The following is a 15,103-nucleotide window of genomic DNA, read 5'->3' on the forward strand; positions in this document are numbered from 1 at the left end:
GCACCGGCCGGCCGTGACCACCGCGAAGCGGTCAGTGGTCCCCACCGCGAAGCTGGTCGATGGTGTGCCCGAGGATCGGCCCGAGAACGGCCAGGCCGTCCCGGGCGCCACCGGTCGAGCCGGGCAGGTTGACCACGAGCATCCGACCGGCGACCCCGGCCAGACCCCGGGACAGCACCGACGTCGGCACCCGGTGACGACTGTGCGCGCGGATCGCCTCGGCGATGCCGGGGATCTCGTAATCCAGCAGGCTCCGGGTCACGTCCGGGGTCCGATCCGACGGGGTCACTCCGGTGCCACCGCTGGTCAGCACCACGTCGACACCGTCGGCGCGGGCGGCCCGCAAGGCGTCGCCGACCGGCTCGCCGTCGGGCACCACGACCGGGTCGTCGACCTGGCAGCCCAGCTCACGCAGCCCGGCGACGAGCAGCGGCCCGCTGGTGTCGGCGTAGACACCGGCCGCGGCCCGGTTGGAAGCGACGATCACCCGCGCCCGGATCACGGCCGGTCCTCCGGCCGGACCCACTCGCCGGTCTTGCCGCCCTCCTTGCGCAGCACCCGGACCGCCTCCACCGAGGCCGCCGGGTCGACCGCCTTGACCATGTCGACCAAGGCGAGACCAGCGACCGCGACCGCCGTGAGTGCCTCCATCTCCACCCCCGTCCGGTCCGCCGTGCGGGCAGTGGCCGTGATCTCCACGGTGTCGGCGGTCAACCGCAGGTCGACGGTGACGGCGTGCAGGGCGATCGGGTGGCAGAGCGGGATCAGGTCAGGAGTGCGCTTGGCCCCCATGATCCCGGCCAGCCGCCCGACGGCCAGCGCGTCTCCCTTGGGCAGCCCGTCGCGATGCAACAGGTCGATGACCTCGGGGGTGGTCCGCAGACGGCCGGCCGCGACGGCCAACCGGCCCGTCACCGCCTTGGCGGAGACGTCGACCATGCGGGCCGCACCGGCGCGGTCGACGTGGCTGAGCTGGGCGGGTTCGGTCACGGTCGTGAGCCTATCGGTGCGGTACGACGGCGAGCGGAAGGAGCGGCGTCACGCTGACGATCGCACCGGGTGCTGACGGCGCAACGGCTGGCGCCGCTCCTTCCCTACCGACCCGCCGCCGAGGTCGCTGGGGGGACCTGGCAGCGGGGGAGTGTCGACGACCCGGTTCTGCCCTGGGGCAGAACCTCCCCCGTTCGCCGATACAGCGGGAAAGTTACCGGGCCTGCCGATAAGAAATCGATAAGCGGCGTTCAGGCTGGCCAGCGCTCTGCGACCAGGGTTGGTCAACCAACTCGGCGAGGCGACGTTCGGCCTCGAAGCGCTCCGGCACACCCATCCGTCGGAAGATCGCCAACGCCCGCTCCCAGTGCCGTCGGGCCTCGGCCGGGTCGATGCGGGCGAAGTGTTCGGCGAGCCCGGCCAGCGCTCGACCCTGCTCGTGTGGGTGCGCGATCCGAGTAGCCAACCGCAAGGCCTCCTGGTGCACCTCGTACGCCTCGCCGCCTCGCCCCTGCGCCAGCAGGGTGCGCCCGAGTTCGTTCAGCGCGGCCGCCTCGACGTGGCGCTCCCCCGAACCGATCGCCAGCTTCCGGGCCAACTCGTGCTCCTGCTGGGCCTCGACCAGACGACCCAGACCGCGATAGGCCATCCCGAGGTCGTTGCGCACCTCGGCCTCGGCGTACCGGTGGCCGGTGCGATCGCGCAGGGCCAACGAGGCCAGGAGAATTCGGATCGCCTGCGGAAGGTCACCCATCCGGAGGCGTACGGCGCCGATGTGACTGAGAGCGTTGAGCGTGTGGAACTCGTCGGAGTTCGTCCGGGCCCACGCCAGGTGCAGACGATGCAGGCGCAGCGCCTCCTCATAACGTCCCAGGGCCATCAGCGCTATGCCGAGATTCGGCAGCACCATCGGCACCCTGATGTTGCCGTACCCCTTGTAGTCGCGCAGGCACTCCAGACCGACCGTCACCGCTTCGGTCAGATTGCCGCTCCACCAGAAGACGGCGGCGAGATTGGCCCGGTATCGCGCGGCGTTCAGTACGTCTCGCGAGTCTGTGGCGAGGGCGACGGCGCGGGTCAGATGATGCAACGCTTTCCGGTTGTCGCCGGTGCGGACGTAGCCGGAGGCGAGGTAGTTGTTCATCAATGCCGTCGCACTGACGTCCCCAGATGTTTCCGCAGCGGTGAGCGCGTCCCGATGGGTCGTGATGATGTCCTCGAAGTATCCGCGGATGTAACAGAATCGCCAGAGAGCACGGGCCAGTAGCCAGGAGTGCTCGTGGAATCCCTCATCGAGCGCTGCCCTCACCATCGTCACCAGGTCCGTCCGTTCCGTCTCCATCCAGTCGGCGGTGGGCTCCCCGATCGCGTCGAGCAACTCGGGTCGCTCGAACGGGAGTCGGGTGACGCGAGAGCCCAGGTCGTTGAACTCCAACGTCTTGGCGACCCTCAGCGCCATCTCCAGGGTGAAGTCGAATAGGTGAGCCAGCCCAGCCTTTCGGTCGCTCGCGGAGTCGGTACCGGAGCACAGGTCGATGGAGTACTGCCGCATAAGGTCGTGCAGTCGGTATCGCGTCGAGTCCAGGTCCTCCACGAGGTTCCTGTCGACGAGGTCGTCCAGCGCCGCGCGCGCTTCCGCGATCGTCGAGCCGGTCAGCGCGGCGACTGCCGGCACGCTGAAGCGGCTGCCGGGATAGAGGCCCAGGGATCGGAACACCCGCTTGGTCGAACTCGGTAGCGGCTCATAGGAGGCAGCGAAGGCCCCGGTGACAGTGCTGTCTTCCTGGGCCAGTTGGTGCAGAAGCGGAGCGTCGCCAGCCATCTGCCCGGCCAGGTCCGCCAACCGCCAGCCGCTCCGGTGCGCCAATCTGGCACCAGCCAGCCGAATCGCCAGCGGGAGGTACCCGCATAGACGCACCACGTCGGCGGCCGCCTCCGGCTCGGCCTCGACCCTGTCCCGACCGACGTTCAGGCTGAGGAGATCGATGCTCTCCTGGGCGTTCAGGAGCGGCAGCGTCCGCGAGGGCCCAACATCGGGGTGGGACAGCCGCCGCCGCGAGGTCACCAGCACGACGGTGGTCGGCTCGGCCGGCAGCAGGGGCATGATCTGCTCGCTGCTGGCCGCGTTGTCGAGCACCACCACCGACCTCCGGCGAGCCAACTCCTGTCGCCACAACTCCACCCTGTCGTCGAACTCCACAGGTACCCGGCCGGCCGGAACGCCCAGCTGTCGAAGCAGGGTGACCAAAGCACTGGCCGGTTCAACCCGGTTCTTCTCGCCGTGCCCGCACAGGTCGATGAAGAGCGCGCCGTCCGGGTATCGATCGGACAGCCGGCGGGCCAGGTGCACAGCGAGGGTGGTCTTGCCGCTACCCGCCATGCCATCGATGATGTGCACGGCCGGCACCCGCGCCTCGACCCGCCAGGTCTCCGCCAGCAGCCGCGACACCACGTCCTCCCGGCCGACGAAGTCGGTGACCGCTCGGGGGAGGTGATCCACTGGGTCGATCCGATCAGACTCTCCCGATGCCGCGTCGACCGCCGCAGCCCCGGCCGCCACCGAGCGAGCCCGGCTGGTTCCCCCAGCGCGGACGACGGGACGCGCCGAACCGGGGCGCGACATCGCCGTGACAATGGAGTGGCGCAACTCTTCAAGGTTGCCCCCGGGGCCCACTCCCAACTCCGTGGTCAGTGTTGTTCGGATCTCGTCGTAAGCCGCCAGCGCCTCCGCGCTGTCGCCGCGCTCGTGCAGAGCCCGCATCAGAAGAACGTGGGCAGGCTCGCGGAGAGGATGGCGGGCCACCACTTCACGCAGCAGCGGAATCGCCAGGTCGTCCCGGTCCGATCGCAGTTGCACGTCGGCGAGAAGCTCCACGGTCAGCAGCCGCTCCTCCTCGGCGGCGACGGTTCGGGAGGTGAGGACGGGCCCGAGCGGGACGCCTGCGAACATCGGACCCTGCCACCGAGCCAAGGCGCGCTCCAGTAGCTCGCGGGCATACTCCAGATGGCCAGCCGTCAGTGCTTCCCGGCCCGCGTTCCTTTCCCGCTCGAAGCAGAAGACGTCGACCTGTTCCGGGTCGACTACGAGCCGATAGCCGTTGCGGTGACGCGCGACGGCGTCATGACCGTCCGGGTACGCCTCGAAAGCCCGACGCAGATTAGCCGCATAGGTCCGCACATTAGCCACGGCCGATCGCGGTGGGCAATCGGCCCATAACTCATCGACGAGGTCGTCCACCGTCACCAGTCGCCCAGGCTGTAGGGCGAGCATCGCGAAGACCACCTGTTGTTTAGGCGTCCCCAGTTGCAATGTGCGGCCGGGCAGTTGCACAGAGAGGCCGCCAAGAACTCGAATCTCCACCCGGCCCTCCCGACCTCAGCGACAGCCTTGTGTCCAGTCGATCACACAACGGAGCTTACGGACACGAGCCCGCCCAGGTCGCCAGCCTTAGCCTCAGCTGGAATGATCTGCTCAGACACTTGCGTACGAACGATCCGATTCGCCTCCCGTGAAGGCCCGAACTGCGGATGAGCCCGCTAGCGGGCTCCACAACACTTAATGCACCTCGGAAGGGGTCGGCGGCCAATGGTCGATTCGTCCCGACCGCCCGTGGAGCGGGTTGAGCGCTCCGCTCAGGAGTGCGGACAGAAAGTGACATATCCGCTTCAGCTTGGCTAATGTTGCGCATACCGACATTAATTGTTCCTTCCTGCCCATCAACTCTCCTACTCTCAGCCCTACAAACGAATGGCGCCCGGGATGGCGCTCCGTAGCGGCGAGGGAGGTCGAACGATGCGCAACAGCACCGAGTGGGACTAGTCCACCTTCAGCCCGACGCAAATCCTCGACGCTGAAGGGGTGTCAGATGCGTAGCACCGAATGGGACTGAGTCCTTATCACCGCACCGTCACAGCGGTACGCTGCCCGTCAGCGGACACCGACAGTGGGTTACGGGTGAGGTTGAGTGAGCCGGACGACGCGTCGTCACAGGGGATCCGACCCGCGCCTGCTGAGCCTCGTCGGACTGCTGGCAGCGCTGGCAATCGTCGTCGCCTTGGCGGCAGCGATCGCAACGAGACGCAACGTGCCAGACAGCGCGGGAGATGTCTCGACCGTCTCAGCGCTCGTCCTGATGATCGCCCTAGGGGCAGTCGTCAAGGCGCGCCTCCGGATCAGGTCGACGACGTTCTCGTTCGCCTGGGTAGAGACGGCCATCGTCCTTGGACTCGCCCTAGCCCCGCCACCCTGGGTGATCCTGTCGACGGGCGTTGGCATCGCGTGTGTATCACTCGTCAACCGGCTGACCGCGATCAAGACGGTATTCGGTATCGCCAAGCACACCCTCGTGGCCGGCGGCGCCACCCTAGTGATCATGCTCCTTGGCCAACGCTGGCCGCCAGACGGACTATGGAACCACCTCGTCCTGCTTGGGGTGGTCTACCTCGCCGCCGCAGTCCTCGACGACCTGTTGGCCATCCCGGTAATCGCCCTGGCCTCGGGCACCAGGGTCGTCCGACAGTTCCGTAACCACCTCGACCTACGGTTGGCGGGATTCGCCGTCCGGTTCATAGTGGCCGCTCTCACCTTGATCATTCTTCAGGCGGACCAACGGCTGCTGCTCGCCGTTCCACCCCTGGTCCTGAGCCTGCACCTGGCCTACTCCGCGCGCATCCGAGGCCGCACCGAACAGCAGGCGTGGCAGCGACTCGCCCGCACCACCGACGCGCTCAACGTGGTCGACCTCGATGAGGTCCTCACCACCGCCGTCACCCAGGCCGCCGAGTTGTTCTCCGCCGACGAGGTCGAGATCGAGCTACGCGACGGCCGCCGCACCGTACGCGGTGGCACCGGTGGCATCACCTTCGACGGCCCGACCGGCACGCCCACCGACGTGGACGGCACGATCATTCCCGCGCCCCTCGAAGGCCACGACCGGACCGTCGACGTCGGCGTGCTCCGGCTGCGCTTCCGCGGCCCGGTGCAGCTCTCCGAGCGGGAGCAGTACACCCTGCGCACCTTCGCCTCCGCGCTCTGCACCGCCGTCCGCAACGCCCAGGCGTACGCCGAACTGGCCCGGGTCGCCGACGAGCACGCGTACGCGGCCTCGCACGACGCGCTGACCGGCCTGGCCAACCGCCGACACCTCCTCGACGAGGGCACCGAGCAGTTGAGCAACCGCCACGCCGACGGGGTGACCGCGCTGGTGCTGATCGACCTCAACCACTTCAAGGAGGTCAACGACACGCTCGGGCACGCCGCCGGCGACCAGGTGCTGGTGCAGGTGGCCGACCGGTTGCAAAGCGCGGCCCAGGCGACCGACCTGGTGGCCCGCCTCGGCGGCGACGAGTTCGCCGTACTCCTGCGTGGTCTGCCGGCCCCGGCGGTGGCCGCGCACCGGGCCGAGACGCTGCTCGCCGCCCTGCACGAGCCGTTCGAACTGGACGGCATGCGGATCAGCGTCGAGGCCAGCGGCGGGATCTCCGCCGCCCCGTCAAACGGTGGCATGGCCGAGCTGCTACGCCGCGCCGACGTGGCCATGTACCAGGCCAAGCGGGCCGGGCAGCGGATCTCCACCTACGCACCGACCCGGGACACCGCCGACCTCGGCCGCCTCACCCTCGGCGGTGACCTGCCGCGCGCGGTCGCCGACCACGAGTTCGTGGTCAACTTCCAACCGATCGTCGACCTGGGCACCGGCGAGGTGACCAGCGCGGAGGCGCTGGCCCGCTGGCACCACCCCACCCACGGCCTGATCGACCCGCTGCGGTTCCTGGAGGCGGTGGAACGGTCGGGCCTGCTACCGGCCTTCGCCGAAGCGATCCTCGACCAGGCGCTGATCGCGGCGGTGAGCTGGCGCGACGCCGGCTTCGACGTACCCGTCGCGGTCAACGTGTCCCCGCGCAGCCTGCTCGACGCGCGGTTCCCGGGCTCGGTGCTGGCCCACCTCCGCGCCCACGACCTACCACCGGACCGGCTGGTCCTGGAACTGACCGAGACGCTGACCCTCAGCCAACTCGACGTCGTCGACCGAGTGCTCAGCCGGCTACGCGACGAGGGAGTCCGGCTGGCGTTGGACGACTTCGGCACCGGCTACTCCTCCCTCTCCCTGCTCTCCCGGATCCCCGTACACGAGCTGAAGATCGACCGGAGCTTCGTGACGACGATGGAGAGTTCGGCCGAGGCCGCCGCCGTCATCCGTTCCACCCTCGACCTGGGTCGCAGCCTCGACCTGGACGTGGTGGCCGAGGGGGTGGAGAGCGAGCCGCAGCGGCGAGCCCTCTGGGAGTTGGGCTGCGTCGCCGGCCAGGGGCATCTGTTCGCCCGACCGATGCCGTCCGGCACCCTGCTCGCGGCGATGCAGCGCGGCTCGGGCGGCCGACCCGGCACCCTGGCCGCGCCGCTGCACGACGCCGGGGCGGTGATCCGGCTCAGCCAGAACCGCCGCCAGGCTGGTCGCTACCACCCCGACCGACTCCCACACCTGCCCGCCTGAGCAGGCGACGGCCCGCTGCGCGGGCAGCCCGATCTGCCAGACTGTCGCGCGTGATCGTCGACGACCCGACCGCCCGCCGCCGCCGGTGGCACTGGCGGACGCTCGACAACGCCGCCGGAGGGCTCGCCCTCGACCTGGGCCTCTACGCCGTCTCGGCCACCTTCGCCGCGATCACCGCGGTCACGTCGACCCTGCTGCCGCACCGCGCCTGGGGCGCGGTCGCCGCCGTCGGGTACCTGCTGGCAACGCTGACGGTGATCGCTCAACTCCTGCTGCGTCGACGCTCTGCGACCTCCCGGCTGACCGGTCTGCCAGCCCGCTGGGCAGTCACCGGTCTCGCCTGGGCTACCACCACGCTGCTCCCCCTGGCCTGGCAGAGCATCGACCGGGCCGGCGGGCGCACCGACCGGGCCCAGGAGGAGGTGCTGGTCGTGGAGCAGGCCGGCATCCGCCTCCTGGAACACGGCACCCCATACCTCGGACCCGACGCCATCGCGGCCCTGCCACCCGGCGAGCAACTGATGGGCTACACCCCGTACCAGCCCGGCATGGCGATGTTCGGCCTGCCCAGAGCGTTGCTCGACACCTGGTGGACCGACTCCCGGATCTGGTTCGCGGTCGGCACCGCGCTGGCGCTCGCCCTGGCCGTGGCCGCCCTCCGCGGCACACCAGCCACCGCCGGCCAGGGCACCCCCGGGGCCACCCACCGGCGGGACGCCGCCCTGCTGCGCGGCGTGCAGGCCGCCACCGTACTGCCCATCTGTGCCCTGACCCTCGCCACCGGCGGCGACGACCTACCCGTACTCGCGCTCTGCCTGCTGGCTCTCGCGTTCGCCGCCGCCGACCGACCCGGCCGGGCCGGCATCGCGGTCGGGCTCGCCGGCGCGCTGAAGCTGTTCGCCTGGCCGGTCGCCCTGGTCCTGATCGTCTGGGGTCTGACCCGCCGCGCCGGCACCCGAGTCGCCGCCGGCGCCATCGGCCTGCCCATCGCCGCACTACTGCCGGCGCTGCTGGTGGACCGCGACGCCCTCACCGAGAACGTGCTGCGCTTCCCCCTCGGCCACGGGCTGGTCACCAGCCCCGCGCAGTCCCCGTTCCCCGGCTACCTGATCGCCAGCGCGCTACCCGCCGGCCGGCTGATCGCCGCCGCGCTGCTGGTCGCAGCCGGAGTGGCCATCGCCGTCCGGCTCGCCCGCCGCCCGCCCCGCACCGCCGTCGCCGCCACCCTCATCTGCGGGTACGGGCTGCTCGTCGCCATCGCCCTGATGCCCTCGACCCGCTTCGGCTACCTGCTGTACCCGCTGGCCCTGCTGACCTGGGCACCCGCGCTGCACCGCCCGGTCGACACGCCGGCCACCCCGGTTCCCGCCGAACGGCCCGGTCGGAGCACTTCGGCGTAACTCCCGGGCGCAACGGCACGTCAGGGCGTAGACCTGAAGGCATGAGGACGTACCGCGACCGGGCCGATGCGGGCCGGATGCTCTCCGAACGGCTCACCGCGCTCATCGGCGAACCGGACGTCGTCGTCCTCGGCCTCGTCCGCGGCGGCGTGCCGGTCGCCCGAGTCGTCGCCGAACGGCTCGGCGCGCCACTGGACGTGCTGGTCGTCCGCAAGCTCGGCATGCCGTGGGCCCGGGAGGTCGCCTTCGGCGCACTCGGGCCGGGCGGTGTCCAAGTGCTCAACGACGCGGTGGCCGGCCGACTCAGCAGCGACGACATCGCCGAGGTCAGCCACCAGGAGCAGGCCGAGTTGGAACGCCGCGAACGGCTCTACCGGGGCGGTCGAGCACAGTTGGACCTCACCGGACGGACTGCGGTGATCGTCGACGACGGCCTCGCCACCGGCGCGACTGCCCGCGTCGCCGTCGAGGTCGTCCGCCAACTCGGGGCGCACCGGGTCGTGGTCGCGGTCCCGGTCGGCGCGCAGGAGGCGTACGAGCTGCTGACCGCCGAAGCGGACCAGGTCATCTGCGCCCAACGCCCACCCGACTTCGGCGCGGTGAGCGTCTACTACGACGACTTCCACGAGGTGTCCGACGAAGAAGTCACCGAGGCGCTCACAGCAACTGCTTAGGTCCACCAGGTACCGTCGGGAGATGAGCCTCACCTGTCCCAAGTGTCACGGAGAAATGCGCCAGTACGAGCGCAGCGGCGTCGTCATCGACCAGTGCGGGGAGTGCCGGGGCATCTTCCTGGACCGCGGCGAACTGGAGAAGCTGTTCGAGGCGGAGGCCAACTGGAGCAGCCAACAGGCCGGTGGCGCGCCACCGCAGCCCGCGCAGCAGCCGGCTGGCTACCCGCCCCCGCCGCCCCCGCCGCACCAGCCCGGCTACGGTGCCGTCCCGCCGCCGCCCCCGCCCGCCCACGGCTACCCGCCGCAGCCGGCCTACGGCCACCAGCAGCAGCATTACGGCTACCACGGCCACTACCGGAAGAAGAAGCGCAAGGGCTTCCTCGACGAGATGTTCGGGTGATCCCAGGCCGACCATCCGCCCGGGTCGATCCACACGTCGGCCCGGGCACCCCACCCGAGCCATAGATCGTTGGCGGGCGCCCTGCGTCGTGCGAGGCTGAATCGCATGACCGTGATCCGAGCGGACGAGGCGCTGGCCCAGGCGTACCACGGGATCACCGCGGTGGTCGGTGGCCTGGACGACGCCGGCCTGCAACGCGCCACCCGCTGTCAGGGATGGCTCATCGCTGACCTGCTCCTGCACGTGCTCGGCGACGCTCAGCGGGCACTCGTCACTCTGGCCAGCCCCGTCGACGGCCCCGCCGACGTCGACGACGTGAGCTACTGGCGTGACTTTCCCGGCAACGATGAGGTGGCCACCCAGCACGCCTGGTGGGTCCGCCGCTCGGCTGCCGCCTTCGACCGTCCGGCCGGGATCGTCGACCTCTGGCGGGACACCGCCCCGGCGGCGGTCCGCGCCGCCGCGTCAGCCGACCCCGACGGGTACGTGACCACGCAGGGACACGTGCTGCGCGTACCTGATTTCCTCGCGAGCCTGACCACCGAGGCCGCCGTCCACCACCTGGATCTGACGCTGGAACTGCCCGACGCCCCGCCGCCCGGCCCACTTGCGGTACGCGTCGCGGTGGCGACGATGGACGGCCTACTCAGCGACGACACCGTCAGACCCACCGCGTGGGACGACCACGACTTCCTGCTGAAGGCCACCGGGCGCGTGCCGCTGACCGACCGGGACCGGCTGGAGCTGGGTGAGTCGGCGGGCTGGTTTCCACTGCTCGGCTGACCGACGACGGGGCGCTGCGGTCAGCCGATGGCCATGTCGACGAAGCGGGACAGGTGCAGCTGGGCCGCGACGGTCACCGTGTCGGTGGGGCCATTCCGATGCTTGGCAACAATAAAATCCGCCTCCCCGGCCCGCGGCGACTCCTTGTCGTAGTAGTCGTCGCGGTGCAGCAGGATGACAACGTCGGCATCTTGCTCGATCGAGTTGTGGGTGGCGATGCCGTTGGCGATGAAGTTGTGCTTCCCGAGCACAGTCGCGTCGAACACTTCCCGCTCACCGAGCGACTCAATGGACACAATCGAGTCCCAGAAGATGTCGTTCGTCGCGTGCAGGTCGAGGTCGGCCGCGTCGAGGACGGTGGCGATCGCCGCCAGCCGGGAACGGCTAGGCGCGCGCTTCCAGAGGGCGCTGCCACAGAACTGGGTGCCGATGGCCGCGGCGAACTCACGGTGGGTCATCCCCTGCTCGACCAAGATCTCCTTCACCCTGGTCCACACCTCGCGCGGCACGGTGTCGACGTTGGTGTTGCTCTCCGTCGACTCCAGAGCAGCAAGCAGAGCGGCGCAGCCCTCCGAGCGCTCCCCGTGGACGCCAATCTCGCGCAGGAACCTCAACTGGTCGTCCCGACCGGAGATGTCGAGCGTGTACTGAAGGCGGTGCCCCACGACCGGTACGGCCCGCAGCCGGGCTGTAATGCCGTATCTGAGGAGCAGTCGAGAGATGTCTTCGAGCATTCGTCGGCTCGTGGACGCGAAATAGACGCGCCCTCCGCGGCCGGTGCCGTTGACGGTCACCGAACCGTCCGTGGCCCAGAGGTGCCGCAGGAAGCTGGTGATCTGCTCCTTGGGCAGGCTGAAAACGGCAGCAGGGATGAATTTCTCGTGTGACCTCAGACCGAAGAGGCCCAACTCGTCCAGCCAAGCCGCGATCGGATTGCGCCGACCGCGAGCCAGGCGGTACGGCGCCGGCAGGCGGAGTGTTGTGACCCGCGCGGCCGCGTAGTCGTCGCGGACGGCGGAAATCCCGAAATGCTTCGCTGCTTCCGTCACGGCCTGCAGGTTCAGCTCATCACGACTTGCGTACCGGATGGGTTGGCGGCGCACGAACGAGCCGTCGCCCAACAGGTGAGCCAGCATGACCACCTCGGCGTCTACCCACGGGCGGGTGACCATCGGAGGCGGTAGGTGTCGCGGCGTGGCGATGCGATCTCCGGGCGACAGCTCACCGAGCGGCACCCATCCGGTGAACGCGAGGAAGGGGTGGTTCGCTGTGGCATCGATCTGCTTGCCCGATGCGAGGGTCAGCCGGAACACCTCGCGGATGCCGCTGGGGAAGACGTGGGTCATGGTGCGGGGCGTATAGCGAAGGCTCTCGTCCAACGCCCAGACCGGGATCTCTTTAGCGTTGCTTGCCAACAACTCACCGAGCGTGATCTCGGTGTTGTTATCCGCTCGAATCACCCGGGTCTCCGCCGTGAGACACCCAGATTCCCGCAGGTCGGACAATTGTGGGCGCTTGTCGGTGCGCTGCTCGGGGCCACGGTTCAGCTGACTCACCGCGATGACCGGGCATTCGACCTCCTTGGCCAGCAGCTTGAGGCCACGGGACAGGTCGGCGACCTCCTGCTGGCGGCTCTCGGTGCGCTTCGGCGAGGTCATCAGCTGGAGATAGTCGACGACGATCATCTTGAGGTCGTGCCGCTGCTTGAGCCGCCGAGCCTTGGCCCGAATCTCCATCAGGTTCATGCTCGGTGTGTCGTCGACGAAGAGCGGCGCCTCGCTGATCTCACCCATGCACCGGGCGAGCTTGGTCCAGTCGTCGTCGGAGAGCTGGCCACTGCGCAGCACGTGCAGCGGCACCCGCGCCTCGGCGGAGAGCAGCCGCATGACGATCTCGACCTTGCTCATTTCCAGCGAGAAGATGGCCGCGGCCTGGTTGGCGCGAATAGCAGCATTTCGGGCAAAGTCCATACTTGCCGTGCTGTTGTGGGTAGGAATCATCGCCCGACTGGCCAGGTACAGGTGTTCGTCGTTATCGACGGTCACGCACCGCACCGGAACGCTGGGGACCGGCCGGACGTCGACGATGAACCGCGAGGTCGTTCGAACGTCGGAGGTGGTGCGGCGGCGTTCGGCGTGCGCATCCTGCTTCCGACTGAGCCGGAAGATGACATCCGGGGTGGAGAAGTTCAAGGTGTACGCGATCGACGACTCGCGGGTGCGCCCGCGCACCGGCTTCGCGTTGACCGTGCAGCGGTAGCCGAGGCTGACGATGAGTTCGCGTACGTCATCAGCCAGCCGCTTCGAGGTCGACGTGTACTGGAGGTTGCCGGAGGGGCCGACCGTCCCATCGGTGTCCATCAGCCCAGCGAGCAATGCCCTGCGCTGAGCCTCCGAGGCGCGCAGGTAGACGCCCGGGATGTGCTTGTTCCCCGCTACCCCGACCTGACGCAACAGCCCCAGGAAGGAACCGTTCCGATGACGGCAGTCGGCACACGTCCTCGTCGCCGGATTCTCACGCAACGCCCTGGTGGAGACGCCACAGTCCACGCAGACACCGTTCCCCGGAGCAGCGGACGTGGGCGGCAGCAGAATGGTGTAGACCATCGGCCCGCTGGGCCGCACGACGAAGCCGTCCGCCGCGACGTGCGTGACCATCTCCGGATCTGCCGTGGTGAAGCGGCTGGCGTCGCTGTGCCCGTCACCGAGCCACGTTCCCAAGGTGTAGGGCGGCACCAGCAGCTCACGGTCCGGGAGTTGGATGGGAGCGCAGTTCCGTACGGCATGGTTGAGCCGCCGCTGGGCGGTGTCGGTACGCAGCGTGGCTGCGATCTGGGCAGTGGTGACGACGCCGTCGTGGTCGGCCCGGTTCCCGGCCCTGACCTCCCGCTCGGCTCGTTGTTGAAGAAGCGTGCTCAGAAGCGGACCGGCTGGATAGCCCGGTGCAGTCCAGTTCCGTGGCTTGCCGCTGCGGACGATGGGACGGCTGATCCGGCCGACCGACCCGACCTCACGTGCGACGGTGTGCAGGACATGCCGAAACTCCGGCCCAACCTGCTCAATCGTGTCGAAGAGCGTGATCGGCTGGTTCCCCAGGGGGCTCAGCCGCTCGTGTGCCGCGCGCACATTGGCCAGCGACGATTCGGGCCAGTACCGCCTCTGCCGCGCCGGTTCCTGCCGTCGGATCGCCCGCGTGGTCGTCTTCCACAGGTGCTCAGCGTCCGCCACGATGACCGTGCCGTCCGAGAACTCGACCTCGTAGCAGGGACGGTCGCGCATCACGTCGAAGGCGTGTGTGACAGTGGTCGGTGAGCCGTCCGCCGCCAGTAGCTGATCGCCCGCCTTGACCTCGCCCATCGTGGTCCAGCCGTCCGGGGTCGGCAGTGGGGTGTCGAGCGCGAGCGCCTTGCCCAGACCAGGTCGCCCGGCCACGATAATAAGTTGCCCGGCGTGCAGACCGTTGAGCAGTCGGTCCAGGTCGCTGAAGCCGGTGGGCACACCGGTCATCACACCGCCCTGCGCACCCACCGCCTCGATCTCGTCCAGCGTCGGTTGCAACATGTCGGCCAGGATCGCGAAGTCCTCGCTGACCCGGCGTTCGGTGACGTCGTAGACGGCCTGCTGGGCGAGGTCGACGACGTCGTCCACGTCGCGGCTGCCGCCGCTGGCGGTGCCGTAGCCCAGCTGCACGATCTTGGTGCCGGCCTCGACCAGCCGGCGCAGCACCGCCCGCTCGCTGACGATTCGCGCGTAGTAGGCCGCGTTCGCCGCGGTGGGCACGCTGGCGATGAGGGTGTGCAGGTAGGGCGCGCCACCGATGCGGGCCAGGTCGCCCGAGTCGGTCAGCGCAGCGGCGACGGTGATCGGGTCAGCCGGCTCACCCCGGCCGTAGATGTCGAGGATGATGTCGAAGATGGTGGCGTGCACTGGCCGGTAGAAGTCGTTGGTCTTGAGGATCTCGACGACGTCGGCGATGGCGTCCTTGGAGAGCAGCATGCCGCCGAGGACGCACTGCTCGGCGGCGACGTCCTGGGGCGGGGTCTTGTCGAACTGGCCATCCCGCTGCGCAGGTGGCTGGCCTCCGCCGGAGCGTGGCTCTGCCCGCATGTCGTCGGTGACCGACACGGGTCCCCCCTCCACTGCGCCGGATCCAACCCCAGCTCTACTGCTGGGGTACGACACTTCTCCTCCGACCGGGCCGGTCGATCGGGGGCCATCGCCGGCGGTCGAGGGCCAACCATACGGACCCCGAGGTCAGAGACTCAACAACGCCGGTGGACGAGCCTCGGGACAACCTGTGGATCCCGGTGGACAGCATGTGCGCAGCGTGTGCACAGCCTGTGGAAAACCATTGGGGAATTCT

At 69.3% G+C, this 15,103-nt stretch carries 9 protein-coding genes; 5 read left to right on the forward strand and 4 right to left on the reverse strand.

Annotated elements, in window-relative coordinates:
* Window positions 1-31: 31 nt before the first annotated feature.
* The 3 genes from V6U86_RS07930 to V6U86_RS07940 form a co-directional block, all read right to left on the reverse strand.
* Complete coding sequence (locus V6U86_RS07930; RefSeq protein ID WP_334500218.1) at window positions 32-502, reverse strand: MogA/MoaB family molybdenum cofactor biosynthesis protein; 471 nt, start codon at window positions 500-502, stop codon at window positions 32-34.
* The gene (moaC, locus tag V6U86_RS07935) at window positions 499-990 is read right to left on the reverse strand and encodes a cyclic pyranopterin monophosphate synthase MoaC (protein WP_334500220.1); all 492 of its coding nucleotides are present in this window, start codon (window positions 988-990) and stop codon (window positions 499-501) included. Before moaC ends, V6U86_RS07930 begins: the two co-directional genes overlap by 4 nt.
* 214 nt (window positions 991-1,204) lie before the next feature.
* A complete protein-coding gene (locus tag V6U86_RS07940) occupies window positions 1,205-4,351 on the reverse strand; it encodes an AfsR/SARP family transcriptional regulator (protein ID WP_442934896.1) in 3,147 nt (1,048 codons plus the stop codon).
* 604 nt (window positions 4,352-4,955) lie between these two features.
* On the opposite strand from V6U86_RS07940, the gene V6U86_RS07945 reads away from it, so the two are divergent.
* The 5 genes from V6U86_RS07945 (at window position 4,956) to V6U86_RS07965 (ending at window position 10,741) form a co-directional block, all read left to right on the forward strand.
* Complete coding sequence (locus V6U86_RS07945) at window positions 4,956-7,484, forward strand: putative bifunctional diguanylate cyclase/phosphodiesterase (RefSeq protein WP_334500225.1); 2,529 nt, start codon at window positions 4,956-4,958, stop codon at window positions 7,482-7,484.
* 50 nt (window positions 7,485-7,534) lie between these two features.
* Window positions 7,535-8,884, forward strand: a complete 1,350-nt coding sequence (locus V6U86_RS07950; RefSeq protein ID WP_334500228.1) for a glycosyltransferase family 87 protein — start codon at window positions 7,535-7,537, stop codon at window positions 8,882-8,884.
* Window positions 8,885-8,925: 41 nt separating this feature from the next.
* Window positions 8,926-9,558, forward strand: coding sequence for a phosphoribosyltransferase (locus tag V6U86_RS07955; RefSeq protein WP_334500230.1), 633 nt, complete (start codon window positions 8,926-8,928; stop codon window positions 9,556-9,558).
* A 22-nt stretch (window positions 9,559-9,580) separates the two neighbouring features.
* Complete coding sequence (locus tag V6U86_RS07960) at window positions 9,581-9,958, forward strand: TFIIB-type zinc ribbon-containing protein (protein WP_334500231.1); 378 nt, start codon at window positions 9,581-9,583, stop codon at window positions 9,956-9,958.
* Between the two features lie 105 nt (window positions 9,959-10,063).
* Window positions 10,064-10,741 carry a maleylpyruvate isomerase N-terminal domain-containing protein gene (locus V6U86_RS07965; protein ID WP_334500233.1) on the forward strand — a complete coding sequence of 226 codons (678 nt, stop codon included), beginning with the start codon at window positions 10,064-10,066 and terminating at the stop codon, window positions 10,739-10,741.
* A 20-nt stretch (window positions 10,742-10,761) separates the two neighbouring features.
* Here V6U86_RS07965 and V6U86_RS07970 read toward each other — a convergent pair whose 3' ends face one another.
* Window positions 10,762-14,847 carry a replicative DNA helicase gene (locus V6U86_RS07970; RefSeq protein WP_334500810.1) on the reverse strand — a complete coding sequence of 1,362 codons (4,086 nt, stop codon included), beginning with the start codon at window positions 14,845-14,847 and terminating at the stop codon, window positions 10,762-10,764.
* Window positions 14,848-15,103: the final 256 nt, after the last annotated feature.

The sequence above is a fragment of the Micromonospora sp. CPCC 205558 genome (assembly GCF_036902955.1).
Classification (GTDB): domain Bacteria; phylum Actinomycetota; class Actinomycetes; order Mycobacteriales; family Micromonosporaceae; genus Micromonospora.

Excerpts from the sequence above, each read along its gene's own strand:
- V6U86_RS07955 (WP_334500230.1), top strand. The coding sequence starts at position 8,926 with ATGAGGACGTACCGCGACCGGGCCGATGCGGGCCGGATGCTCTCCGAA.
- V6U86_RS07960 (WP_334500231.1), top strand. The coding sequence starts at position 9,581 with ATGAGCCTCACCTGTCCCAAGTGTCACGGAGAAATGCGCCAGTACGAG.
- V6U86_RS07965 (WP_334500233.1), top strand. The coding sequence starts at position 10,064 with ATGACCGTGATCCGAGCGGACGAGGCGCTGGCCCAGGCGTACCACGGG.
- V6U86_RS07970 (WP_334500810.1), bottom strand. The coding sequence starts at position 14,847 with ATGCGGGCAGAGCCACGCTCCGGCGGAGGCCAGCCACCTGCGCAGCGG.